This window comes from Streptomyces sp. SM18 (assembly GCF_002910775.2).
GTDB lineage: Bacteria > Actinomycetota > Actinomycetes > Streptomycetales > Streptomycetaceae > Streptomyces > Streptomyces halstedii.
Genome location: NZ_CP029342.1, coordinates 2,040,479 through 2,063,680 on the forward strand (window position 1 = coordinate 2,040,479; position 23,202 = coordinate 2,063,680).

The 23,202-nt window shown below is 71.5% G+C and carries 21 protein-coding genes; 14 read left to right on the forward strand and 7 right to left on the reverse strand.

Annotated elements, in window-relative coordinates; all coding sequences use genetic code 11:
- Window positions 1-21 precede the first annotated feature (21 nt).
- From B9S64_RS09140 to mmsB, 4 genes are all read left to right on the forward strand, one after another.
- The gene (locus B9S64_RS09140; RefSeq protein ID WP_103490801.1) at window positions 22-1,002 is read left to right on the forward strand and encodes a hypothetical protein; all 981 of its coding nucleotides are present in this window, start codon (window positions 22-24) and stop codon (window positions 1,000-1,002) included.
- Window positions 1,003-1,136: 134 nt separating this feature from the next.
- Window positions 1,137-2,246 (forward strand): multiple monosaccharide ABC transporter substrate-binding protein, encoded by a 1,110-nt coding sequence (gene chvE / locus B9S64_RS09145; RefSeq protein ID WP_103490786.1) that lies wholly within the window; start codon window positions 1,137-1,139, stop codon window positions 2,244-2,246.
- Between the two features lie 32 nt (window positions 2,247-2,278).
- The gene (gene mmsA, locus B9S64_RS09150) at window positions 2,279-3,829 is read left to right on the forward strand and encodes a multiple monosaccharide ABC transporter ATP-binding protein (protein WP_103490785.1); all 1,551 of its coding nucleotides are present in this window, start codon (window positions 2,279-2,281) and stop codon (window positions 3,827-3,829) included.
- A complete protein-coding gene (gene mmsB / locus B9S64_RS09155) occupies window positions 3,826-5,070 on the forward strand; it encodes a multiple monosaccharide ABC transporter permease (RefSeq protein ID WP_103490784.1) in 1,245 nt (414 codons plus the stop codon). The genes mmsA and mmsB overlap by 4 nt, the downstream gene beginning before the upstream one ends.
- A 64-nt stretch (window positions 5,071-5,134) precedes the next feature.
- Here the strand turns inward: mmsB and B9S64_RS09160 are convergent, their stop codons facing one another.
- A complete protein-coding gene (locus tag B9S64_RS09160) occupies window positions 5,135-5,563 on the reverse strand; it encodes an organic hydroperoxide resistance protein (protein WP_103490783.1) in 429 nt (142 codons plus the stop codon).
- A 143-nt stretch (window positions 5,564-5,706) separates the two neighbouring features.
- The gene (locus tag B9S64_RS09165) at window positions 5,707-6,735 is read right to left on the reverse strand and encodes an NADP-dependent oxidoreductase (RefSeq protein WP_103490782.1); all 1,029 of its coding nucleotides are present in this window, start codon (window positions 6,733-6,735) and stop codon (window positions 5,707-5,709) included.
- A gap of 115 nt (window positions 6,736-6,850) precedes the next feature.
- On the opposite strand from B9S64_RS09165, the gene B9S64_RS09170 reads away from it, so the two are divergent.
- Window positions 6,851-7,279 (forward strand): MarR family winged helix-turn-helix transcriptional regulator, encoded by a 429-nt coding sequence (locus tag B9S64_RS09170; RefSeq protein WP_103490781.1) that lies wholly within the window; start codon window positions 6,851-6,853, stop codon window positions 7,277-7,279.
- Between the two features lie 121 nt (window positions 7,280-7,400).
- Here the strand turns inward: B9S64_RS09170 and B9S64_RS09175 are convergent, their stop codons facing one another.
- Complete coding sequence (locus B9S64_RS09175) at window positions 7,401-8,114, reverse strand: hypothetical protein (protein ID WP_181387625.1); 714 nt, start codon at window positions 8,112-8,114, stop codon at window positions 7,401-7,403.
- A 123-nt stretch (window positions 8,115-8,237) separates the two neighbouring features.
- Between B9S64_RS09175 and B9S64_RS09180 the strand changes: the two genes are divergently transcribed.
- The 3 genes from B9S64_RS09180 (at window position 8,238) to B9S64_RS09190 (ending at window position 11,501) form a co-directional block, all read left to right on the forward strand.
- Window positions 8,238-8,810, forward strand: coding sequence for a hypothetical protein (locus tag B9S64_RS09180; protein WP_103488587.1), 573 nt, complete (start codon window positions 8,238-8,240; stop codon window positions 8,808-8,810).
- A gap of 131 nt (window positions 8,811-8,941) precedes the next feature.
- Window positions 8,942-9,979: a rod shape-determining protein gene (locus B9S64_RS09185; RefSeq protein ID WP_103488588.1), complete on the forward strand. Its 1,038-nt coding sequence runs from the start codon at window positions 8,942-8,944 to the stop codon at window positions 9,977-9,979.
- Between the two features lie 16 nt (window positions 9,980-9,995).
- Complete coding sequence (locus B9S64_RS09190; protein WP_103488589.1) at window positions 9,996-11,501, forward strand: GAF domain-containing protein; 1,506 nt, start codon at window positions 9,996-9,998, stop codon at window positions 11,499-11,501.
- On the opposite strand, the gene B9S64_RS09195 is transcribed toward B9S64_RS09190, so the two are convergent.
- On the reverse strand, window positions 11,479-11,910 hold the full coding sequence (locus B9S64_RS09195) for an Lrp/AsnC family transcriptional regulator (RefSeq protein ID WP_028439837.1): 432 nt from the start codon (window positions 11,908-11,910) through the stop codon (window positions 11,479-11,481). The genes B9S64_RS09190 and B9S64_RS09195 overlap by 23 nt on opposite strands.
- A gap of 224 nt (window positions 11,911-12,134) precedes the next feature.
- Here B9S64_RS09195 and B9S64_RS09200 point away from each other — a divergent pair, with 224 nt between their 5' ends.
- Window positions 12,135-13,589, forward strand: a complete 1,455-nt coding sequence (locus B9S64_RS09200) for an acyl-CoA synthetase (protein ID WP_103488590.1) — start codon at window positions 12,135-12,137, stop codon at window positions 13,587-13,589.
- Window positions 13,590-13,608: 19 nt separating this feature from the next.
- Complete coding sequence (locus B9S64_RS09205; RefSeq protein WP_103488591.1) at window positions 13,609-14,940, forward strand: carboxyl transferase domain-containing protein; 1,332 nt, start codon at window positions 13,609-13,611, stop codon at window positions 14,938-14,940.
- Between the two features lie 156 nt (window positions 14,941-15,096).
- Here B9S64_RS09205 and B9S64_RS09210 read toward each other — a convergent pair whose 3' ends face one another.
- Complete coding sequence (locus B9S64_RS09210) at window positions 15,097-16,362, reverse strand: MFS transporter (protein ID WP_103488592.1); 1,266 nt, start codon at window positions 16,360-16,362, stop codon at window positions 15,097-15,099.
- 620 nt (window positions 16,363-16,982) lie between these two features.
- Between B9S64_RS09210 and B9S64_RS09215 the strand changes: the two genes are divergently transcribed.
- A complete protein-coding gene (locus B9S64_RS09215; protein ID WP_103489140.1) occupies window positions 16,983-18,788 on the forward strand; it encodes a thiamine pyrophosphate-dependent enzyme in 1,806 nt (601 codons plus the stop codon).
- Between the two features lie 248 nt (window positions 18,789-19,036).
- The gene (locus tag B9S64_RS09220; protein WP_103489139.1) at window positions 19,037-19,630 is read left to right on the forward strand and encodes a hypothetical protein; all 594 of its coding nucleotides are present in this window, start codon (window positions 19,037-19,039) and stop codon (window positions 19,628-19,630) included.
- A gap of 27 nt (window positions 19,631-19,657) precedes the next feature.
- On the opposite strand, the gene B9S64_RS34385 is transcribed toward B9S64_RS09220, so the two are convergent.
- Complete coding sequence (locus tag B9S64_RS34385) at window positions 19,658-20,194, reverse strand: SMI1/KNR4 family protein (RefSeq protein ID WP_181012142.1); 537 nt, start codon at window positions 20,192-20,194, stop codon at window positions 19,658-19,660.
- A 403-nt stretch (window positions 20,195-20,597) separates the two neighbouring features.
- Here B9S64_RS34385 and B9S64_RS34945 point away from each other — a divergent pair, with 403 nt between their 5' ends.
- Entirely contained in the window at window positions 20,598-21,863 is a 1,266-nt protein-coding gene (locus tag B9S64_RS34945) for a hypothetical protein (protein WP_258037708.1), read from the forward strand.
- 2 nt (window positions 21,864-21,865) lie between these two features.
- The gene (locus tag B9S64_RS09235; protein ID WP_103489138.1) at window positions 21,866-22,459 is read left to right on the forward strand and encodes a hypothetical protein; all 594 of its coding nucleotides are present in this window, start codon (window positions 21,866-21,868) and stop codon (window positions 22,457-22,459) included.
- A 52-nt stretch (window positions 22,460-22,511) separates the two neighbouring features.
- Here B9S64_RS09235 and B9S64_RS09240 read toward each other — a convergent pair whose 3' ends face one another.
- Window positions 22,512-22,766 (reverse strand): hypothetical protein, encoded by a 255-nt coding sequence (locus B9S64_RS09240; RefSeq protein WP_103489137.1) that lies wholly within the window; start codon window positions 22,764-22,766, stop codon window positions 22,512-22,514.
- Between the last annotated feature and the right edge of the window lie 436 nt (window positions 22,767-23,202).

A 23,202-nucleotide genomic window follows, 5' to 3' on the forward strand; every position in this document is an offset into this window, starting at 1 on the left:
CCGAACACGAAGGATCCCGCCGTGCACGACATACCCGTCTCCGCCCCCGCCACGGGCCCCCGCCGCCCCGGTGACGCCGCGCTCACCTCGCTGGGCCTCGGGCCCACCCCCCTCTCCCCCGCCGACGCCTCCCCGCACTCCTTCCCGGACGGCGGGTCCTGGCGCACCGAGGTGCCGTCCGTGGAGGGCCCGGAGGCCCTCGCCGCCGTCCTGGAGGAGTCGGCCCGGCTCGACGTCCCCGTGCACCGCGTCAGCCAGGGCAGCGGCGTCTGGATGCTGACCGACGCGGAGATCACCGAGATGGTGCGGGGCTGCGCCGAACGCGGCGTCGAGCTCTGCCTGTTCACCGGCCCCCGGGGCACCTGGGACACCGGCGCCTCGGCCCGTACGGACTCGGGCGGGGCCGGGCTGCGCGCCCGGGGGCACGACGCGCTCGCGGGCTGCGTCGAGGACGCGCTGCGCGCCACCGGGCTGGGCGTGAGATGCCTGCTGGTGGCCGACGAGGGCGTGCTGTGGACGCTGCACCGGCTGCGCGAGGGGGGCGAACTCCCGGCGGACACCACGCTCAAGGTGTCGGCGCTGATCGGTCCGGTGAACCCGGCCTCGTACGCCGTCTTCGAACGCCTCGGCGCCGACTCGGTCAACGTCCCCTCCGACCTGACACCGGCCCACCTCACGGAGATCCGCCGGGTCTCCCGGGCCCCGATGGACCTGTACATCGAGGCCCCGGACGACCTGGGCGGTTATGTGCGGATGTACGAGGTGGCCGAGCTGATCCGGCGGGGAGCGCCGCTGTACCTGAAGTTCGGCCTCGCCAAGTCGCCCGGGATCTATCCGTACGGCCGGCACCTGCGGGAACTGGCGCTGGCCACCGCGAGGGAGCGGGTGCGGCGCGGCCGGCTCGCGCTGGACCTGCTCGCACGGCACGGGTCGGACGGGGACATGGCTCCGCTCGGCGGCCGGCTCCCCGGCCCTCTCGACCGCTTCGACATCTCGTCATAACGTTCCGGAAACTCTTCCCACAAAAGAAGACAGAGACGCGCACAATCCCACACACCTGTTCTCGGTCGGCCCGCCCCCGGCGTTCCGGCACGACCACCGGCCCGAGCCCAGACCCCACATCAAGGATGATGACTATGCGCAACCGCAGAGCAGCACTCGCCGCCACAGCCTCCGCCGCCTCCCTGGCCCTCGCCCTGACCGCCTGCGGCCAGAACAGCGAGGGCGGCGGCAAGGAGGACAAGAGCGGCTCCGGCGGCGCCACCATCGGCGTCGCCATGCCGACCAAGTCCTCCGAACGCTGGATCTCCGACGGCGCCAACGTCGTGAAGGAGCTGAAGTCCAAGGGCTACAAGACCAAGCTCGTCTTCGGCGAGGACGACCCGGACCAGCAGGTCTCGCAGATCGAGAACATGATCACGCAGGGCGTGGACGCCCTGATCGTCGCCGCGATCGACAACAAGTCCCTCAACAACGTGCTCCAGCAGGCCAAGGACGCCGACATCCCGGTGATCTCCTACGACCGGCTGATCCTCGGCACGGAGAACGTCGACTACTACGCCTCGTTCGACAACGAGAAGGTCGGCGAGCTCCAGGGCTCGTACATCGTGGACAAGCTCGGCCTGAAGGACGGCGAGAAGGGCCCCTTCAACATCGAGCTGTTCGCCGGCTCCAACGACGACAACAACACCAAGTACTTCTTCCAGGGCGCGATGAACGCCCTCAAGCCCCACATCGACAAGGGCGAGCTGGTCGTCAGGTCCAAGCAGACCGCGCTCAACCAGGTCACCACCCTGCGCTGGGACGGCGGCACCGCGCAGAAGCGCATGGACGACCTGCTCACCTCCAGCTACCGCAGCACCACGGTGGACGCGGTCCTCTCGCCGTACGACGGCATCTCCATCGGCATCCTCTCCGCCCTGAAGTCGGACGGCTACGGCACCAAGGCCAAGCCCATGCCGGTGGTCACGGGGCAGGACGCGGAGCTGGCCTCCGTGAAGTCGATCATCGCGGGCGAGCAGACCCAGACCGTCTACAAGGACCTGCGCAAGCTCGCCAGGATCGCGGCGGGCATGGTCGACGCCGCCCTGAACGACAAGAAGCCCGAGATCAACGACAGCACGTCCTACGACAACGGTGTCAAGGTCGTCCCGGCCTACCTGTTGCAGCCGGTCAGCGTGGACAAGTCGAACTACGAGAAGGCGCTCGTGGACGACGGGTACTACACGGAGAACGACCTCAAGTAACCGGGCCCACACAAGGATTGGAAGGCAAGACCATGGCGGGACCCGTCCTGGAAATGCGCTCGATCGTCAAGACCTTCCCCGGTGTCACAGCGCTTTCGGACGTCTCACTGACGGTCCGTCAGGGCGAGGTCCACGCCATCTGCGGAGAGAACGGCGCCGGGAAGTCGACCCTGATGAAGGTGCTCTCCGGAGTCCACCCGCACGGCAGCTACGAAGGGGACATCCTCTTCGAGGGCGAGACCTGCCGGTTCAAGGACATCCGGGCGAGCGAACAGCGCGGCATCGTGATCATCCACCAGGAGCTGGCGCTGGTGCCGTATCTGTCCGTCGCGGAGAACATCTTCCTCGGCAACGAACACGCCCGACGCGGGCTGATCAACTGGAACGACACCCTCAGGCACGCGAGCGAACTGCTGCGCCGGGTCGGTCTCGACGAGCACCCGGAGACCCGGGTCGCCGACATCGGCGTGGGCAAACAGCAGTTGGTGGAGATCGCCAAGGCGCTGTCGAAGAAGGTGAAGCTGCTCATCCTCGACGAGCCGACGGCGGCGCTCAACGACGAGGACAGCGGCAAACTCCTCGACCTGATCCTCTCGTTGAAGGAACAGGGCATCACCTCGATCATCATCTCGCACAAGCTGAACGAGATCAGCCGGGTCGCCGACGCGGTCACGATCATCCGCGACGGCCACTCGGTCGAGACGCTCGACGTGAAGGCGCCGGAGACCACCGAGGACCGGATCATCAGCGGGATGGTCGGCCGCGACCTGGAGAACCGTTTCCCGGAGCGGACCCCGCACCATCCGGAGGAGGGCACCGCGCCCGCCCTGGAGATCCGGAACTGGACCGTGCACCACCCCATCGACCAGCAGCGCAAGGTCGTCGACGACGTCTCGATCGAGGTGCGGCGCGGCGAGATCGTCGGCATCGCCGGGCTGATGGGCGCCGGCCGCACCGAGCTGGCGATGAGCGTCTTCGGCCGCTCCTACGGCCGGTACGCGGGCGGCACCGTCCTGCGGGACGGTACCGAGATCCGTACGAAGTCCGTGTCGGAGGCGGTGGCGCACGGCATCGCGTACGCCACCGAGGACCGCAAGCACTACGGCCTCAACCTCATCGACACCATCAACCGGAACATCTCGCTGACGGCGCTGGGCAAGGTCGCCAAACGCGGGCTGGTGGACGCGCACGGGGAGCAGCGGGTCGCCGAGGGCTTCCGTACGTCCATGAACATCAAGGCGCCGACCGTCTTCGAGCCGGTGGGCAAGCTGTCCGGCGGCAACCAGCAGAAGGTCGTCCTCAGCAAGTGGATCTTCGCGGGTCCCGAGGTGCTGATCCTGGACGAGCCCACCCGCGGCATCGACGTGGGCGCCAAGTACGAGATCTACACGGTCATCGACCAACTGGCCGCCCAGGGCAAGGCGGTCCTCTTCATTTCCTCCGAACTGCCGGAGCTGCTCGGCATGTGCGACCGCGTCTACACCATGGCGGCGGGACGGCTGACGGGCGAGTTCTCGCGGGCCGAGGCCTCGCAGGAAGCGCTGATGCGTCAGATGACGAAGGACAAAGAGGTAACCCGATGAGCACGGACGTGACCGCCAAGACCCCGCCCCCCGCGCCGCCCGGCGACGGCGGAGGCGGCACCGGCGACGGCCTGTGGGCGCTGATGCTCGGCGGCATGCGCCGCAACATGCGCCAGTACGGCATGCTGATGGCGCTCGGGCTGATCGTGGTGCTGTTCGCGGTGTGGTCGGGCGGCGACCTGCTGCTGCCGCGCAACGTCTCCAACCTGGTCCTGCAGAACAGCTACATCCTGATCCTCGCGATCGGCATGATGCTCGTCATCATCGCGGGCCACATCGACCTCTCGGTCGGCTCACTGACCGCGTTCATCGGCGCGATGTCGGCCGTCCTGATGGTCGAACACCATCTCTCCTGGCCGCTCGCGGTGGTGCTGTGCCTGGCCATCGGCGCCGTCGCCGGCTCGGTGCAGGGGTTCTTCATCGCCTATCTCGGCATACCGTCGTTCATCGTGACCCTCGCGGGCATGCTGCTCTTCCGCGGTCTGACGGAGATCGTCCTGAAGGGCCAGACCCTCGGCCCCTTCCCCAAGGACCTCCAGAAGATCGCCAACGGCTTCCTGCCCGAGGTCGGCCCCCACACCAACTACCACAACCTCACCCTGCTGCTGGGCTTCGCCCTGATCGTCTTCGTGGTGTCCCAGGAGGTCCGCGACCGCAAGCGGCAGCAGGAGTTCGCCCTGGACGTGCCGCCGGCCAAGCTGTTCCTGCTGAAGCTGGTCGCGCTGGTCTCGGCCGTCCTCGTCGTCACCCTGCTGCTCGCCAGCTACAAGGGCGCCCCGGTCGTGCTGCTCATCCTGGGGGTGCTGGTCGTCGGGTTCGGCTATCTGATGCGCAACGCGGTCATCGGCCGCCACATCTACGCCATCGGCGGCAACCTGCCCGCGGCCAAGCTGTCGGGCGTGAAGGACCGGAAGGTCACCTTCCTGGTCTTCCTGAACATGGGCATGCTCGCGGCGCTGGCGGGGCTGGTCTTCGCGTCCCGCTTCAACGCGGCCTCGCCCAAGGCGGGTCTCAACTTCGAACTGGAGGCCATCGCCGCCTCGTTCATCGGCGGCGCGTCGATGAGCGGCGGCGTCGGCACGGTCCTCGGCGCGATCATCGGCGGCTTGGTCCTCGGCGTGCTGAACAACGGCATGAACCTCGTCGGCATCGGCACCGACTGGCAGCAGGTCATCAAGGGCGCGGTCCTGCTGGCCGCGGTCGGCTTCGACGTCTGGAACAAACGCAAGGTCGGCTCCTGACGCCGGACGGACGACGAGAGCGGCGCTCCCTTCCCGGAGCGCCGCTCTCGCCTTGACCGGAACGTCAGACGACCGACAGGTCCACCGTGATGTTGCCACGGGTGGCGTTCGAGTACGGGCACACCTGGTGCGCCTTCTCGACGAGCGACCGCGCGGTCTCCGCGTCGAGGTTCGGGATGGAGGCGCTGATCGCGACCTGGAGGCCGAACCCGCCGGCCTCGGTCTTGCCGATGGAGACGGCCGCGGTCACCGTGGAACCGCTGATGTCCACCTTCTCCTTGCGGGCCACCACGCCCAGCGCGCCCTGGAAGCAGGCGCTGTAGCCCGCCGCGAAGAGCTGCTCCGGGTTGGTGCCGGCCCCGCTTCCGCCCATCTCCTTCGGCGGGTTGACGACGACGTCGAGCCTGCCGTCGTCGGTGGAGACGCGGCCGTCACGGCCGTTCTCCGCGGTGGCGACGGCGGTGTAGGCGACGTCGATGCCCTGGATGGTCATACGGGTGACTCCTCCTGCTGTTGCGCCACGGTTCGCGCCCACGACCGCGGCGGCCTGCGCCGAGTCTAAGGGCTGTCCCGTGATCGACGCGGCGAGGTGCCGTAGCCGCCGTCGTGCGCCCGCCAGGGATGACGGGACGGCCCTCAGCGGCTGTTGTCGAGGGAGACGATCATCTTCCCGGTGTTCTCGCCGCGCAGCAGGCCCAGGAACGCGTCGAAGCCGTTCTCGATGCCCTCGACCGTCGTCTCGCGGTACTTGAGCGCCCCGGAGGACAGCCAGCCGGCCACGTCCTGGACGAACCGCGGCTGGAGCGCGGAGTGGTCGCCGACGAGCATGCCCTGGAGGCGCAGCCGCTTGCCGATGACGAGAGCGAGGTTGCGCGGGGCGGGGCTCGGCTCGGTGGCGTTGTACTGCGCGATCATGCCGCAGATGGTGGCGCGGCCGTGCACGTTGAACGAGGAGATCGCGGCCTCCAGGTGCTCGCCGCCGACGTTGTCGAAGTAGACGTCGATACCGTCGGGGGCGGCCTCGGCGAGCTGCTCCTTGACGGGGCCGTCCTTGTAGTTGAAGGCGGCGTCGAAGCCGTACTCCTCGGTGAGGAGCTTGACCTTCTCGTCGGAGCCCGCGGAGCCGATGACCCGGGAGGCGCCCTTGATCCTCGCCATCTGGCCGACCTGGCTGCCGACCGCGCCGGCCGCGCCGGAGACGAAGACGGCGTCGCCCTCCTTGAAGGAGGCGACCTCGAACAGCCCGGCGTAGGCGGTGAGTCCGGTCATGCCGAGCACACCGAGGTAGGCGGAGAGCGGGGCGATCGAGGCGTCCACCTTCACCGCATGCTCGGCGGGGACCTCCGCGTACTCGCGCCAGCCCTTGCCGTGCAGCACGTGGTCACCGACGGCGAAGCCCTCGGCGTTCGACGCGACGACCTCACCGACCGCGCCGCCGTCCATGGGGTGGTCGAGCTTGAAGGGCGGGAGGTACGACTTCACGTCGTTCATCCGTCCCCGCATGTACGGGTCGACCGAGAAGTACAGGTTGCGCACGAGGACACGGCCCTCGCCGGGAGCGCTCACCGGCGCCTCGCGCAGCGCGAAGTCCGAGGCCTCGGGCCAGCCGTGCGGGCGGGCGACGAGGTGCCATGCGCGGCCGGAGGTGGGAAGTGCGTCGGACATGGTCGGGGTGTCTCCTCGATGGCTCGCGGACGGGAAGCGTGGATTGCTTCATTACCTGAAACAACCATGCGCCTTAATATTTCATATTGTCAAGTAATTGGGTATTCTGAGTGTCATGGCCCCCTCTCGCACGGACCCGCTGACCCTGGACGTCATAGAACTGATCGGTGACGTCGTGGCCCGCTACCACGAGGAGTACGACCGGGCCGCGGCCGCGCACACGCTGACCGGCGCGCAGGCCAGGGTCCTCGCTCTCCTTTCCCTCGAACCGATGCCCATGCGCAAGATCGCCCGCAGGCTGAAGTGCGAGCCCTCCAACATCACCGGCATCGTCGACCGGCTGGAGCTCCGCGGCCTGGTGGAACGCCGCCCGGACCCGGCCGACCGCCGGGTCAAGCTGGCCGCCGCCACCGAGGAGGGCGTGCGCATCGCGCGACAGCTGCGGGACGCCCTGGACTTCGCCCGGGAACCGCTGGCCGAACTCTCGGAGGCGGAGCGGACCCATCTGCGCGATCTGCTGCGCCGGATGCTGGGCACGGACTGAGCCCGCCGGCCCGCCACGGGAGCCTGGGACCTCCAGGGCTCTCAGGTGTCCCGGGCCACCTGGCGCCCCGGGTGCCTCACGTACCTCAGATGCCTCGGGCGCCCCACGTGCCCCGGGTGCCTCAGGTACAGAACCAGAGCCACCGGGTGCAGGTCTCGGTGGGCGACGGGGTGGGCGAGGGTGTCTCCGTGGGCTCCGGCGGCACCGGAGCGCCGCTCGGCCCGGGGCTCGTCGGCTCGCCCGGAGGGTCGCTGTCGTGGGGGTCCTCGCCCGGGTCCGTCGAGGACGGGGCGTCGGCCGCACCGGACGCGTCCGAGGAGACGGAGGCGGAGGCGGTGGAGGCGGACGGCCGGGACTCCTCGGCGGTCGCGGCCCCGGTGGGCCCGGCGCTCCCGGTCTCCTCGGAGGGCGAGGCCGTCACGGGGTCCCCGGTCGGTGAGGCCACCGGCCCCGGGCCGCCGGTCTCCGTACGCGTCACGGGCACCTCGGCACCGCCCGCGGCCGGGTCCGAGGCGTTGGTGACGTACTCGGAGGCGCTGTCCCGGTGCTCGGTCTCGGTCGCCAGCTCGGCCAGGCTCAGCGCTCCGGCGGCCAGCACCACACCACCCACCGCCAGCAGCGCCCCGCGCCCGCGCCTGCGGTGCCCCCGCCGGCCGCGCGCACGCCGCCGCGCCGGCTCGGCGAGCAGGACGTGGTCGTCCGGCGGCGGTCCGGGGTCGTGGTGGTCCGGGTGCGCCGGAGCCGCGAAGGGGGCGGGCGCCTCGGCGGGCGTACCGCAACCGGCACACACCAGGGCGCCGTTGAGGTGGCGTCGGCACGGGTGGCAGTAATCCATGGCGCCCGCAGACTAGACGCGCGGGCGACACCGCAGGAAGCCGCCCAGGTGAGGATCCTGTGTGGAAGTACGGATTCCGGTGTACGCCGTCCGATACGCGGCAGACGCGGCAGGATGAGCGCCATGACCGCTCCCGCCCCGTTCGGCCCCCTCCAGTTCCAGCTCGTCCTGCTGCGCCGGATGGCCGACCACCAGCCGGACCTCGTGGAGGACGCCCGCCGCGGACTCGGCGCCTCGCTCGCCGAGATGCGGGAGGCCAACCGCCGCTGGCAGGCCATGGTCCGGGCCCCGCGCGGCCGGGGCGCCCTGCGCCGCTACCGTTCCGTCCTGGGTGAGCCCGAGTCCTCCGTACGCCGCGCGGTCGGTGACCTGGAGTGCGACGCGCTCCTGTGGCGGCTGCCCCTCTGGCCGGACCTCCGCTTCGAGGTGATGGCCGGGCCCGGCGGGGCCGTCTGGAACGAGTGGCTGGTCCGCGCCCCGGGCGCGCCCGCCCCCGGCCTGCGGACGGTCCGCGACCTGCGGCCCTGGTCGTGCACCGTGGACGAGGTGGCCCGCGCCTTCGCGCCGGTCCGGCCGATGGAGGGCAGCGCGCCGACCCGCTGGGCCCTGGCCCTCACCGACCCGGCCGACCGGCTCCCGTATATCGCGGAGTTCACCTGGGGCCTCCTCCAGCGGGTGCTTCCCGGCCGCGCCTGAGACCTGGCGGCCCGTCAGTTCCGGGTCCCTCCTACGGACCCGCCCAGCGCGCGCCGCCCCCGGCGCGGCGGGACGATGCCAGGAAGACCGGCTGCCGCCGGTGCCCCGTCCGCGCTCCGGGAGAACCTGCCGTGACCGTCAGTCTCGATCAGTTGCGCCGTTGCCATGTCGCCGTCGATCTCGGGGCCGCCAGGACCCGTGTGTACGTCAAGGGACTGGGCCTCGTCGTCGACGAACCCAGCGTCGCCGCCGTGAACACGCGTACCGGCTCACTCATCGCCGTGGGCGCGCTGGCCGAGCAGATGACCGGCCGTACGCCCGGTTACATCCGGGTGGCCCGCCCGGTCTCCGGCGGGACCGTGGTGGACATCGACATGGCCCAGCGCATGCTGCGCCACCTGCTCGGGGAGAAGCTCCGCCGCCAGCTGCGCCGCAAGCCCCGGCTGCGGGCCGCCGCCTGCACCCCGCACGAGAGCGATCCGCTGGCCCAGCGCGCCACCGTCGAGACCCTCGTCGGGCTCGGGGCGCGCCGGGTGGAGCTGGTGGACACCCTGATCGCGGCGGCCGTCGGCAGCGGGATGCCCGTGGAACAGCCGACCGCGACCATGATCATGGTGTGCGGCGCGGCCACCACCCAGATCGCCGTGCTCTCGCTGGGCTCGATCGTGACGGCCGTCCGCGTCCCGGTCGGGGGCGAGGCGATCGACCACGCGGTGATCCAGTACCTGCGCCAGCACCACCAGCTGATGCTGCCGAGCCAGTCGGTACGCCCGCTCCAACTGGCCCTGAGCGGCAACGGGCTGACACCGGGCGGCCCCGCGGTCACCGAGATCCACGGCCGGGACGTGGCCACCGGACTGGCCCGTACGGTGGCGGTGGACACCGCTGCCGTACGGCAGGCCATCCACGCCCCGCTCATGGCGGTGCACGACGGACTGGGCAAGGTGCTGCGCGCCTGCCCGCCCGACCTGGTGGCCGACATCGCGGACTCCGGGATCGTCCTGGTCGGCGGGAGCGCCCTGCTGCCGGGCCTGGACCAGATGCTCCGGGAAGCGACCGGCGTGCCCGTGCGCATCGCCGAGCGGCCCGACGTCTGCGCGGTCCTCGGGCTCGGGGCCATGCTGGACGGCACGGTCCAGCCGATGGTCCTCGACCCGCTGGCCGGCTGAGGCCGCGGGGCTCACCGTGTCCGGGCGCGGTCTCGAACTGGGGACCATCCTCCAGCACATCGTGGACACCGCCACCGGGCTGGCCGGGGCCCGCCACGGCGCGCTGACCCTGCTGGACCGGGACCGCCGCCGCGTCACCGACCTGTTCACCACCGGGTTGAGCGACGCCGAGCGCCGGGAACTCGCCGGCGTCCCGGACACCCACGCGGGGGTGGTCGGGGCCCTCGCCGACGACCCCCGGCCGCTGCGCCTGGACGATCTGACGGCCGATCCACGCTCCTGCGGCGTCCCCGCCGGGCATCCACGGGCGCGCACCTTCGCCGGTGCCCCCGTCCAGGTGCGTGACGAGGTGCTGGGGAGCCTCTGTGTCACCGGCAAGCGGTCGGGCGCCTTCACGGACACCGACCTCTCCCTGCTGCGGCTGCTGGCCTCCCAGGCCGGGGCGGCGATCGGCGGCGCGCATCTGTACGAGGCGGCGCGGCAGCGGGCGCACTGGATCGAGGGGGCCGCCGCCGTCACCCGGGCGCTGCTGACCGGTACGGGCACGACCGACGCGCTGATGACCGTCGCCGAGCGGGCCAGGGTCCTCGCCGGGGCGGCGGCGGGGGTGATCCTCCAGCCGACGGCGAACGGGGGGATGGAGATCGTGGCCGCGTCCACCCTCGACGACCCGGCGGGCCTGGTCGGCACGGTCATCGAGCCCGGCGCCCCCGTCCTGGTCCAACTGCTGGGCGGTGAGGGCGTCTTCCTCGACGACTCGGCGACCGATCCCCGGATGACGACCCATGTGCGGTCCCGCTTCGGGCCGAGCATGATGCTGCCGTTGCAGAGCGGCGGACGGCTCATCGGCACCCTCGCGCTGCCCCGGCGGCGCGGGGAGCGGCTCTACACGGAGGCGGAGCGGCAGCTCGCCACCCAGTTCGCCTCGCAGGCCGCGCTGGCCATGGTGATGGCCGACGCCCAGCAGTACCGGGAGCAGCTCGCGGTGTACGAGGACCGGGACCGGATCGCCCGTGACCTGCACGACCTCGTCGTTCAACGGCTGTTCGCGACGGAGATGATGCTGGAGTCCACCCGGCGCAAGGACCCGTCGGGGGACGCCGGGACCGGCGACCTGCTCACCCGGGCCGTGGACGAGCTGGACTCCACCATCCAGGAGGTCCGGACGGCGATCTTCGCGTTGCAGCAGCCGCCGGCCGACGCGCCCGCCACCTTCCGGGGGCGGGTGCTGCGCGAGACGGCGGCCGCGGCGGGGCTGCTCGGCTTCCAGCCGTCGGTGCAGTTCGCGGGGGCGGTGGACGCCCTGGTGCCCGACCCGGTGGCCGGGGACCTGCTCGCGGTGCTGCGCGAGGCGCTGGCCACCGCGCACCGCCGGGCGGGGGTCTCGGCGGTCGAGGTGGAGGTGGACGCGACGGCGCGGCTGCCCGACGGGCGGGCCGCGGTACGTCTGGTGGTGGCGGACGACGGGCGTACCGAGAGCGGCGGCCGGTCGCCGACCGTCATCTGGCAGGCGCCGCTCTGAGGGCGATCCGGGTGTTGGAGTGGGCGACGCCCGCGTCCTTCTTCAGCCGGCGCAGCAGCGCGTCCAGCGCGCCGGAGTCGGCGGCGGTGGCCCGTACGAGGTAGTCGTGGCCGCCCGTCACGTGCACCACCTCGGTGATGCCGGGCAGCGTCAGCACTGACCGCTCGAACTCCTCGGCGGTCGTGTCGAGGCGCAGGGTGACGTCGATGAAGACGACGAGGCCCGACCGGGTGTCGGCGGCCGGGTCGATGATGACCGTGAAGCCGCGGATCACCCCCTCCTGGCGCATGCGGCGCACGCGGTCGCCCGCGGCGTTGGCGCTGAGTCCGACGCGCATACCCAGATCCCGGTACGAGATCCGGGCGTCCTCCTGGAGGATGCCGAGGATCTCTCTGTCCAGACGGTCCATAGGCCGATTGTCGCAGCCGGGGGCCGGAAAGGACGGCCGAGCGGGTGCTCCGGGGGGCCGTGGGGAGCCCGGGGGCCAAGGGGCGTCAGGGCGAGGCGCGTGCGCCCCGGATGGAGTAGTCCGGCGGGCCACGGGTTCCTCCGGATCCCGCGCGGCGAGGGCTGAGCCGGGCAGCACCGGCGTACGCCTGCCGGGGATCGCGGGACACCCTTAGGCTTCGCCGGGTGACCTCTCTGCTGCCCGCACTCGACGAGACATCCGGCCGCGCGGACTCCCCGGAGGCCGTCCGGTTCGGTCCGCACGCCCTGGACTACGCCGGGCTGGCCGGGGCCTCCGCCGCCCTGGCCGCCCGGCTCGCGGGGGCCGGACGGGTGGCCGTGTGGGCCACCCCCACCGCCGCGACGGTGGTCGCGGTGGTGGCCGCGCTCCGGGCCGGCGTCCCGGCCGTACCGCTCAACCCGAGGACCGGCGGGCGGGAACTCGCGCACATCCTGGCCGACAGCACCCCCTCCCTGGTGCTGGCCGGGGCCGGTGACGAGCTGCCGGACGCCCTGGACGGGCTGGAGCGCCTCGACGTGGACCCGGACGCGCGGGCCCCGGGTGCCTTCCCGGAGCCGCCCGCCGAGTCCCCCGCGCTGATCGTGTACACCTCCGGCACCACGGGCCCGCCCAAGGGTGCCGTGCTGCCGCGCCGGGCGCTCGCCGCCTCGCTGGACGCGCTGGAGGACGCCTGGGCGTGGACGGCCGACGACGTCCTGGTCCACGCCCTGCCGCTGTTCCATGTGCACGGGCTGGTCCTGGGCGTCCTCGGACCGCTGCGCCGGGGCGGTTCGGTGCGGCACCTCGGCCGGTTCTCCCCCGAGGGCGTGGCCCGGGAGCTGCTGTCCGGGGGCACGATGCTCTTCGGCGTGCCGACGATGTACCACCGGCTGGCCGGGGCGCTGGACGGCGCCGAGGACTCCGGGGAGCTGCGGAAGGCGCTGGCGGGCGCCCGGCTGCTGGTCTCGGGATCGGCGGCGCTCCCGCTCCACGACCACGAGCGGATCACGGCGGCCACCGGGCGCCGGGTCGTCGAGCGGTACGGCATGACGGAGACCCTGATGAACACCGGGGTACGGGCGGACGCCGCGCCCCGCGCCGGGACGGTCGGCCCGCCGCTGGCCGGGGTGGAGCTGCGCCTCGTCGAGGAGGACGGGACCGTGCTGGAGGACCCCGCCTCGCTCGGCGAGATCCAGGTACGCGGCCCGAACCTCTTCACCGGCTATCTCAACCGGCCCGACGCCACGGCCGCCGCCTTCACCGAGGACGGCTTCTTCCGTACGGGCGACATGGCGACGGCCGACCCCGACGGCTATGTACGGATCGTCGGGCGCAGGGCCACCGATCTGATCAAGAGCGGTGGCTACAAGATCGGCGCCGGTGAGATCGAGAACGCGCTGCTGGAGCACCCGGGCGTACGCGAGGTGGCGGTCACCGGGGAGCCGGATCCGGACCTGGGCGAGCGGATCGTGGCCTGGGTGGTGCCGTCCGACGCCGGATCGCCGCCCGGTGAAAGGGAGTTGGCGGACCATGTGGCGGAACTGCTGGCCCCGCACAAGCGCCCGCGCGTGGTCCGGCTGCTCGACGCGCTGCCCCGCAACGACCTGGGCAAGATCATGAAACGGTCGCTCGGTGTCTGAGGGGCCGGGCGGCGGCCGGATGCCGGCCCGGGACGCGATCGCCGCCGTCACCGAGGACTTCACCGAACACCGCCCGGCCGGGGGCCCGGAGACGGGCGACGGCCCGATCGGCTGGGCCGGGTACGGGGAGTCGAGGGCCCGTGCCGCCGCGCGGACCGGCGAGGAGGAGTCCGTCCTGCACGGCACGGCCCGCGTCGCCGGCCGGAGCTGCGTCCTGGTCGCCTTCGAGTTCGGCTTCCTGGGAGGGTCGTTGGGCCGGCGCGCCGGGGACCGGCTGGAGGCCGCGTACGCCCTGGCCACGGAGCGCCGGCTGCCGCTCGTCTCGCTCGTCGCGACCGGGGGCAGCCGGATGCAGGAGGGCATGATCGCGCTGACCCAGCTCCAGCGGGTCGCCGCGGCCTCGGCGCGGCTGCGGGCGGCCGGACTGCCGCAGATCGCCGTGGTGCGGGACCCGGCGACCGGGGGCGGCTGGGCCACCCTGGGGGCGGGCGCCGACGTCGTGCTCGCGCTGCCCGGCGCGCAGACCGGGTTCGCCGGGTCGCGGGTGCGTCCGGCGGGCGCCGACCCCTTCGCGTACACCGCCGAGGGGCAGTGGGCGGCGGGCCAGGTCGACGCGGTGGTGGCACCGGCCGAGCTGCGCCGGACACTGGGCCGCTGGCTGACGGCGCTCACGGTGACGGGCCCGGCGCGGCCCGCCCCGGTGCCGGGGGCGCTGTCGGCCACCGGGCTGCCGGAGACCGGCTGGGACGCGGTGGAACAGGCACGTGCGGCGGACCGGCCCCGCGCCGCCGCCTATCTGGACGCGTACTTCGACGACCGGCTGGCGCTGCGCGGCGACCGCTGCGGGGGCGTCGATCCGGGGATGCTGTGCGGGGTCGGACTGCGGGCCGGGCGGCCGGTGGCGTACGCGGCCCAGTGCGGCACCGCGACCCGCCCGGCCGGATACCGCACGGCGGCCCGGGTGATCCGGCTCGCGGACCGGCTGGGCCTGCCGGTGCTCACCCTGATCGACACCCCCGGCGCGGCCAACGACGCCGAGGCGGAGCGTACGGGGGCGGGCGCGGCCATCGCCGAGGTGTTCGCGGCCGTGGCCGGTGCCCGGGTGCCGGTGACGAGCCTGGTCATCGGCGAGGGCGGTTCGGGCGGCGCGCTCGCCCTCGCCGCACCGGGCAACACCCATGTGACCGCCGACAGTTACTTCTCGGTCATCGCCCCGGAGTCGGCGGCGGCGATCCTGAAGCGGGGCCCGGAAGAGGTACGCGCCACCGCGGGCCAGCTCCGGTTGCGCCCCCAGGACCTGGTGGACCTGGGGGTGGCCCGCTCGGTGGTGGGCCCGGTGTCCGGCGGCTGACCGACGCGGGTCGCGGCGCGGCTGCGGGCCGGCTGCGGCTGTGGGGCGGCTACGGCTGCGGTCTCGGCTCGGCCACGGCTACGGGTCGTGACTCGGCTACGGCTACGGCTGCGGGTCGCGGCTCGGCTACGGCTACGGCTGCGGGTCGCGGCTCGGCTACGGCTGCGGGTCGCGGGCGTCGTAGCGGGCGAACCCGCGTCGGCGCAGCCCCAGCAGGACGACCAGCAGCACACACGCCGTTCCGCCGCCGGTCACCGCGACGGCCGGGGACGCGAGGTCGGCCACCGAACCGGCCAGCAGGTCGCCGAGGCGGGGGCCGCCCGCCACGACGACGATGAACACGCCTTGCAGCCGGCCGCGCATCTCGTCCGGCGCGGCGGCCTGGAGCATGGTGTTGCGGAAGACCATCGAGATGGAGTCGGCGCATCCGGCGGCGGCCAGCAGCACCAGCCCGAGCCAGAGCTGCCGGGTCAGCCCGAACACCGCGATGGCCGCGCCCCAGCAGCACACGGCGATCAGGACCGCCAGCCCGTGCCGCCGGATCCGTCCCAGCCATCCGGAGAACACGCTGCCGAGGAGGGCGCCGAGGGCGGGGGCGGCGACCAGCAGACCGGTCGTCTTCGCGTCGCCGCCGAACCAGAGGACCGCGACCACCGGGAACAGGGCGCGGGGCTGGGCGAGCACCATGGCGCACATGTCGGTGAAGAAGGTCATCCGGAGATTGGGGCGGGTCCCCAGGAAACGCAGCCCGTCCGCGACCGACGCCCGCTCGGCCGCCTTGCCCGCAGTCCGGTCGGGAAGCATCGAGGGGAGCCGCCACATCGCGTAGAGGGAGGCGGTGAAGGTGACGGCGTCCACGGTGTACGCGGCCCGGTAGCCCCACCACCCGACGATGAGGCCGCCGAGCATGGGGCCGACCAGGCCCCCGGTGGTGGACGTCATCGCGTTGAGCGCGTTGGCGGAGGGCAGTTGTTCGGCCGGCAGCAGCCGCGCGATCATCGAGCTGCGGGCCGGTGAGTTGAGGGCGAAGCACACGGCCTGGAGGGAGACGACCGCGTAGAGGAATCCGACGTGCTCGATCCCGGCGAAGGCCACGGCGGCCAGGGCTATGGAGAGGACGAAGGACCCGGCGGCGCTGTAGAGGCCGAGCTTGCGCCGGTCGACGGTGTCGGCGATCGCACCGCTGTAGAGCCCGAGCAGCACCAGCGGCACGAACGAGCAGAGACCGATCAGCCCGACGGAGAACGCGGACCCGGTGATGTCGTAGACCTGGAGCGAGACGGCCAGCGCCGTCATGCCCTGCCCGACCCAGGAGACGGTGTTGCCGAACCAGAGCCGCCGGTAGTCGAGTGAGGTCCGCAGGGGCGTCAGGTCGGCGAGGATACGTATGTGGGGTACACGTGGTTCGGCTGTTTCGGTCACGAGGGATGGTAACGACCGGCCGCCGGACCCCGGCGCCCCGGGGCGGCGACCGCCCCGGCACCTGGGCGGCCACGGCCCCCGGCACCGGGCCGCCGGGGCTGGTCCGTCGGCCGGTGGTCCGCGGCCGGGAGGCCGGTCTCCTCGGGCGGGGAGCGCAGCACGGCACGGGACGTCCCCGCCGGCTCCCGTCCGCCACCGTGCCGGAGCCCGCGCGGGGGCCCGCGCGGTCGCGCGAACCGGGCGGGCGGTCCGGCGGGCTGGTCACCGCATGCCCCAACTGGCTTGGTGAGGTGCATATATGACTGCCCATCACGTACATGCTCAGGAAGCGCAGTTCGTCCGGCAACCCAGAATGTCCACGAGGACGCGGGACGGACCGCGGTCCCGCTTCCCGACGTACCCGGGCCGAGGTCCGCTCCCCGCCCGGGGGCGGCCGGCCCTCGGCGCGTACGCGGGACGACGCCGTACGGTCCCTCCTCGCCCGGTACCGGCCCAGCGGGGCACCCGGCCCGAACGGACGCCGTACGCGTGCGGCCCCCACCCCGGTCGGCTTGGCTGAACGCCGGACCCGAAGAACGTCCCGCCACGGCGGCCGCCGGGCGACGAGGGAAAGGCACGCCGTGGCACGGGCAGAAGCGAAGAAGACCACCTCCGACCTGATCATCGAACGCCTGCTGGCATGGGGGGTCGATACCTGTTTCGGCATCTGCGGTGACCAGGTCAACGGGTTCTTCGAATCGCTGCGCACCCACCCCGAGATGAAGTTCACGCACGTACGGCACGAAGAGAACGCGGCGCTGGCGTGCGTGGGCTACGCGAAGTTCACCGGCCGGCCCGCCGTGTGCGTGGCGACCGCGGGGCCGGGAGCGATCCATCTGCTGAACGGCCTGTACGACGCGCGCATCGACGGGGCTCCGGTCATCGCCGTCACCGGCCTCGCGTACCACGACACCGTCGGCGCGCACTTCCTGCAAGACGTGCCCTCCGACCGGCTCTTCGAGCAGGCGTGCATGTTCTCCGAGCGCGTGATGGGCCCGGCCCACGCGATCACCGCCACCGACCTGGCCGTACGCAGCGCGCTGATGAACCGCACTCCGTCACACCTGGCCATCCCCATCGACGTGCAGTCCTGGACCCTTGAGCAGGACACCGTCTCGGACAAGAACGTCCCCGGGCACACCTCGACGGCGGGGCAGCGCTTCGAGGTGATGCCGCCGCAGGAGCAGATCACGGCCGCCGCGGAGGTCCTGAACTCATGCCGCCGGGTGGCGATCTGCGCGGGTGCGGGCGCCCGGGGCGCCGGGGCCGAACTGGAGCGGGTCGCGGAGGCTCTGGGAGCGCCGATCATCAAGGCCGGCCTCGGCAAGGACTGCGTACCGGACGACAGCCCGTACACCACCGGCGGCATGGGCCTGATCGGCACCCGCGCCTCGCAGGAGGCGTTCGAGGACTGCGACGGGTTCCTGATCGTGGGTTCCTCCACCCCGTACTACGACTTCTGGCCCCGCCCCGGCCAGGCGCGCGGGGTGCAGATCGACCTGAACGCCGACCGCATCGGCATGCGCTACCCGGTCGAGGTCGGTCTCGTGGGCCACGCCGAGAAGGTGCTCCAGGCCCTGCTGCCGCACCTGGAACGCAAGGACGACCGCGCGTTCCTGGAGCGCGCCCGGAGCAGCTACCGGGCGTGGTGGGACCTCATCGGCGAGCAGGCCGCCTCTTCGGGCACCCCGATGCGGCCGCAGGTGGTCACCTGGGAACTGTCCAAGGCCCTGCCCGACCGCGCGGTGATCACGGGCGACGCGGGCACCGTCACCGCGTGGGGCGGACGGCTGCGGCTGCGCGAGGGCATGAACTACTCCTTCTCCGGCACCCTGTGCAGCATGGGCGCCGCCCTGCCCTACGCGATCGGGGCCCAGCGCGCACACCCCGACCGCCCGGTGATCGCCTTCACGGGCGACGGTTCGCTGTCCATGGGGATGGGCGAGCTGGCCACCCTCGCCCAGTACGACCTGCCCGTCAAGGTCGTCGTACTCCACAACAACTCCCTGGCCCTGGAGGTGTGGGAACAGACCGCCCTGCTGGGCAACCCCCAGTACGGCTGCGAACTCCACCCCATCGACTTCGGGTCGGTGGCGCGCGCCTGCGGCCTGCGCGCCTTCCGTATCGACGACCCGGCCGAGGCCGCGCAGATCTTCGCCGAGGCCATGGCCTACGACGGCCCGTGCCTGATCGAGGCGATCACCGACCCCTACGAGGCGCCGTTCGGCGAGAGCCTCAAGCCCGTCCACGCCCAGCACCTCGCCCAGGCGTTCGACAAGGGCGAGAGGGCGTCCGCCGCCATGGCCCGCAACCTCCTCGAAGAGCACCGGGTCGCCATGTCCCCCGCGCTCCAGCAGCACCAGGACGAACTCCGCCGACACCTGTGAGCGGCGGGACGGTACCGCCTGGGCGCCGTATCCGAGGGCTGTGGCCGCACGGGGTGCCGTAGCCTGCCCCCATGGTCGGCTCACACTCCCACCCGCCCTCTGCGGACGTCGCACACCGCGCCGTCCACCGAGCCGCGGCCGCCGGCACCGGCGCGCCATGTGGCCCTGCCCGCCGTGCCCGCCCGCGCGGCAGGGGCCGTCAGCTCGCCCACCACCGCTTCCCGCCGCTGCGGACGGGACGGTAACCGATGGACAAGAAGTGGTTGCCGCTGGCCATCACGCTCGGCGTCGCCGGGGTGGCCGTGGTGACGGCGAGCCTCTGGCCCGACCACGAGGAGAAGCCGCCGCTGTCACAGAGCCTGTGTCACGGCGCGCTCAGCCGGGAAACGGCGGAGCTGATAGACGACGGCCAGGGGGGCGAGGTCAGCACGGAGGAGTGGGAGAGCAGGGGCAAGAGCACCGACTACGTGTTCAAAGCATGCTCCGTGCAGCGCGCCGATCCGGACAGCGATTACCCCCGTAGCGTCTACAAGCTGATCATCGAAGACACCCCGAGCCCCCCAGGCCGCAAGAAGGGCTCCGTCCCTCTCGGCCCAGGGTTCACCGGCTGGGCACTCCCCGACGAGGCCACGGTCACGTTGCCGGCCGGCTGCGCCGCGGGCATGGGCTCAACCACCCCGTACATCAGGGCGTGGCTCGAAGTGCCCTCGCAGGATGAGAAGCGGTTGGCCAGGATGGAGGAGGAGCCGCCCGTCGACCCGGACACCGCCACGCACAACAACGCGACCGTGATGCGAGAAGTAGCCACCAGGCTCGCCAAGCGGTACGACTGCGCCGCCTGAAGCCAAGCCACCTCCCCGTGCCGATCCCTACACGCCGCGCCAGCTCACGAACTCATGCCCTCCGCGCGCCGAGAGCAGTTCGCTGAACGGGTGCGCCTCGCCGGTCAGAGCCGCCACGCACAACGCCGCCGTTCCCCCGTCGAACACGGTCCAGCGGCTCGTCCCGTGCGGCGTCTGCCTCCGGAAGACAGCCACCCGCCAGTCGTCGGGAGCGCCCTCGCGCAGCCAGAACGCGACATCGCTGCTCGCCGAGTCCGCGAAGGGCAGCAGCGGCGGCAGTACGCCTCCCGGCAGAAGGGCGCCCAACTCCACGCGGTCCCGGTCCGAGAGAGCGGGTCCGCCTCTGTCCAGGAGATCCCCGTACGGCGAGCCGGGGACCGGCGGCGTGCTCACGGACAGGTACGCGTCGATCTCACCGCCGCCGTACAACTCCACGAGCTCACGGTAGTCGGCCGGGAACACCAGCCCCGTCGTCCGCTCGACCCGCTCCCAGTCCACCGCGTCGCCACCGGAGCCGGGCGGCGGGAGCAGCTCGCGCAGACGGGCGACAGCGGGGTGAGACATACGGAGTTCCTTGCCCTTGCAGAGTGGACGGCCAGGCTCACGGCTGCCCTGGTGGCAGAAGGTCCGCGCCGGTGCGCCTGGCAATGGCGGGACGGACCATGTTCGCACCCAGTGCGTACGCGCATGATCCCGGCTCCCGGGAAAGCACGCGCGGGTGACCCGGTGGACCGATCTCCTCGACCAGGCGGTCCAGGCCGTCACCGACGCCGACGACGGCATCAGGCCGGCCCCTCGCAGCAGTCGTGGTCGACGCCGATTTCGTGGACGGGACCATGAAGTGGGGGTCATGGGCCCGCTGACAGGTGGAGCCCGGCGGACGCGGGCCCAGGAGCGTTCGATACGGAGGTTCCCACCGCCCACGAGCTCCGAGCCCTGACGCGGGATCAAGCAATGGCCACAGGTCTTGCGCGACTACCAGACCAAGGTGTGGGACAGGCACAACTGGAACTCCGGCAAATCGACTACGTTCCCTGGTGGTATCACCATTTCCGACGATGACATGGGGCGGCTGCACACGGTGGGCTTCGCTCAGGAATGCGACATGCGCGGTAGCAGCACCTGCACCCAGGATGTGAACAGTGGCTCAGCGCCCGGGCTGGCACCGGCTGCCCCTGGGCGCGAAGGGTCCCGCGGGGACGCCCTGCTACTCACGTCCTGTTCGAGTGGCGGCGGGGGTGATCACCGGGTGACGGGCGGACAGGCCTCGTACTGGGGGAAGGACATGGGTGCCGCAGAGGCATCAGCGTTCATGAAGGTGGCGGTGCCCGAGAGCGCGACCGAGGTGAAGCAGACCTCGGCCCGCACCGAGTTCGGCGCCGCTCTCGAGGCTGCCGCCACCGGCCGTGAGCCGGGCAGCCCGCTGCACGGGGTCCCCACCCACCACGACGGCGCGGAGACCGCGGTCTTCGAGCGAATCATCAAGGAATACAGCGGCGAGGACGCGCCGAAAAACCAGAGCTCCGTGCCCCTGTCGATGCGCTCGAGCGTGGGCAACATGATCGGGGACTATGCCTCGGACGTGCACCAGATCCTCGGCAAGAACATGGATGGGCCCACCGACTACAACCACCTCGAGATCGAGCGCGGCGACCTCCTCCGGACCATGCGCGGCGTCGCTGAGGATCCCAAGGCGTTCGGTGTCATGCACCACTCACAGAGTGTGGTCATCGCCGAGGGGATGAACGACTACCCGGCGAACTCGTTCCGTAAGGAGGACGAGGGGCTGCGTGCCTGGGTCAAGCAGTCCGCGTCTGTGCTTGGCCAACTCGACGGGGTGCGCGGCGATGTCATCTACGACCTCGGCCAAGCGGAGAAGGACACCAACGGCTGGAACAAGATGATGAACTACCACGTCATCGGCGCACCCCTGACAGCCATTCCCATCGTCGGCGACACGGTCCAGCGCGCCGTCGACGTGGGCACAGCCAGGTACATGAAGGATCTCAACGACACGGTCGACGCGGAAACCCGCAAGAACATGGTCGATCACTTCGAGAACGGCGAGAACCAGATGAACGCCATGATGCGCGAGATGGCGTTCAAGAAGGGCCTTACGACGGAGGAACTTGACGCGAGTCCAGGCGAGTACGAGGACCATCTCCAGACGACTACCGAGAACTGGTACCAGTACGGCATCGAGGACGCCCAGAAGAAGATGGGACAGCCGTAGCCATGAACAAGAAATACCTGGCCCTGCCCGCCGTACTCGTCGTCGCGGCAGCGGTCGTCACGACGATCAACCTCTGGCCGACGGAGCTCAAGAAGCTGCGCGAGCAGAACCTGTGCCTGGGCATGCTGACGGAGCGGACCGCGGGCCTGCTCCAGGACGGCAAGGGCGGAGCCGTCGTGGTCGACGAGTTCGTCCCGAACAGCGCGGGGTCTGCGACCAAGCCGGCGGACCCGGTCTTCGCCACCACATGCTTCGTCAACCGAGGGAATACTGACGACAAGAGCAGCATGCGGCTCCAGTACACGCTGGACGTGACGTCCACGAACACACTGAACGATCCTCCGAAGGACGCCACCCCCATCGGCAACGGCCTCACGGGCTGGATCGGCCAGCGGCAGAGCGAAGTCCAACTGCCGGACGGATGCGCGAAGGAAATGAAGCGGCCCGACGCCCAGCACATCGGAGTCACTCTCAAGATCTCGCCGGTCGCCATCGCAGGACGGGACTGGGATTACGCGTCGCTGATGAAGGATTCTCACACTGTGATCCTTGAGGCCGTGGAGAACCTGACCAAGCAGTACGGCTGCGCCGCCTGACCGGTCTGGCCGCTCGCCGCCATGTGCCCCTTCCACCAGACGGAAGGCCTCGCTACCCGCAGGGGGCTGCGACAGCCAATGCAGTTGCCTTTACGTACGAACCGTCGGCGAGTTCTTCCCAGGCGGTGCCGAGACGGTTGGGCTGAAGTCTGACCAGCAGGTTCGCGCCCGTCGCGGTGAGGGCGTGCGCGAACTCGACCGACCAGAAGCCGCGGTCGGCGATGACCAGGCCGCCCGGGACGGTAGAACTGGCCAGCGGGTAGGCGAGGCTGCGTACTGGCGTCGCGATAGCCGCCGAGGCGGGCATCGAGCACTCCGTGGGTTCCGATTTCGGCGAGTACCACCGCCCTCACCTGCGGGATTCCGAAGGGGATGCCGCTGGAGGAAGGACCGTCAAAGGTGTCACCGTTGCTTGCCGAGTCCGGAACGTCGAACTGTGTGCCGTCCAGGACGAGAAGCCGCAGTCCGCGCCACCATGCTCCAGGCGTGTCCGGAGTTGCGAGCGGCCCGGCCACCAGCCTGAACAGCTCCATGACGTCTTCACCGAGCTGTAAGCGAGCTCGGCATAGCGACGACCGGTTCACCCATGAGATCCAGCCGATTCAACTCGGCGCCCCCAGTAAGCGGAAGGCGGCCTTGTCCAGCGGTATCCGCTCCAGCGTCTCCCCGTTTCTTCAGATCCTCCAGGAGCTATTCTGCGTCGGGGAGATAGCACGTCCCGCCGAACATGCATCCCGGTATGC

Coding starts and splice junctions, on each gene's coding strand:
- chvE (WP_103490786.1), top strand. CDS start 1,137: ATGCGCAACCGCAGAGCAGCACTCGCCGCCACAGCCTCCGCCGCCTCC.
- mmsA (WP_103490785.1), top strand. CDS start 2,279: ATGGCGGGACCCGTCCTGGAAATGCGCTCGATCGTCAAGACCTTCCCC.
- mmsB (WP_103490784.1), top strand. CDS start 3,826: ATGAGCACGGACGTGACCGCCAAGACCCCGCCCCCCGCGCCGCCCGGC.
- B9S64_RS09160 (WP_103490783.1), bottom strand. CDS start 5,563: ATGACCATCCAGGGCATCGACGTCGCCTACACCGCCGTCGCCACCGCG.
- B9S64_RS09165 (WP_103490782.1), bottom strand. CDS start 6,735: ATGTCCGACGCACTTCCCACCTCCGGCCGCGCATGGCACCTCGTCGCC.
- B9S64_RS09170 (WP_103490781.1), top strand. CDS start 6,851: ATGGCCCCCTCTCGCACGGACCCGCTGACCCTGGACGTCATAGAACTG.
- B9S64_RS09175 (WP_181387625.1), bottom strand. CDS start 8,114: ATGGATTACTGCCACCCGTGCCGACGCCACCTCAACGGCGCCCTGGTG.
- B9S64_RS09180 (WP_103488587.1), top strand. CDS start 8,238: ATGACCGCTCCCGCCCCGTTCGGCCCCCTCCAGTTCCAGCTCGTCCTG.
- B9S64_RS09195 (WP_028439837.1), bottom strand. CDS start 11,910: ATGGACCGTCTGGACAGAGAGATCCTCGGCATCCTCCAGGAGGACGCC.
- B9S64_RS09205 (WP_103488591.1), top strand. CDS start 13,609: ATGCCGGCCCGGGACGCGATCGCCGCCGTCACCGAGGACTTCACCGAA.
- B9S64_RS09220 (WP_103489139.1), top strand. CDS start 19,037: ATGGACAAGAAGTGGTTGCCGCTGGCCATCACGCTCGGCGTCGCCGGG.
- B9S64_RS34385 (WP_181012142.1), bottom strand. CDS start 20,194: ATGTCTCACCCCGCTGTCGCCCGTCTGCGCGAGCTGCTCCCGCCGCCC.
- B9S64_RS09235 (WP_103489138.1), top strand. CDS start 21,866: ATGAACAAGAAATACCTGGCCCTGCCCGCCGTACTCGTCGTCGCGGCA.
- B9S64_RS09240 (WP_103489137.1), bottom strand. CDS start 22,766: ATGCCCGCCTCGGCGGCTATCGCGACGCCAGTACGCAGCCTCGCCTAC.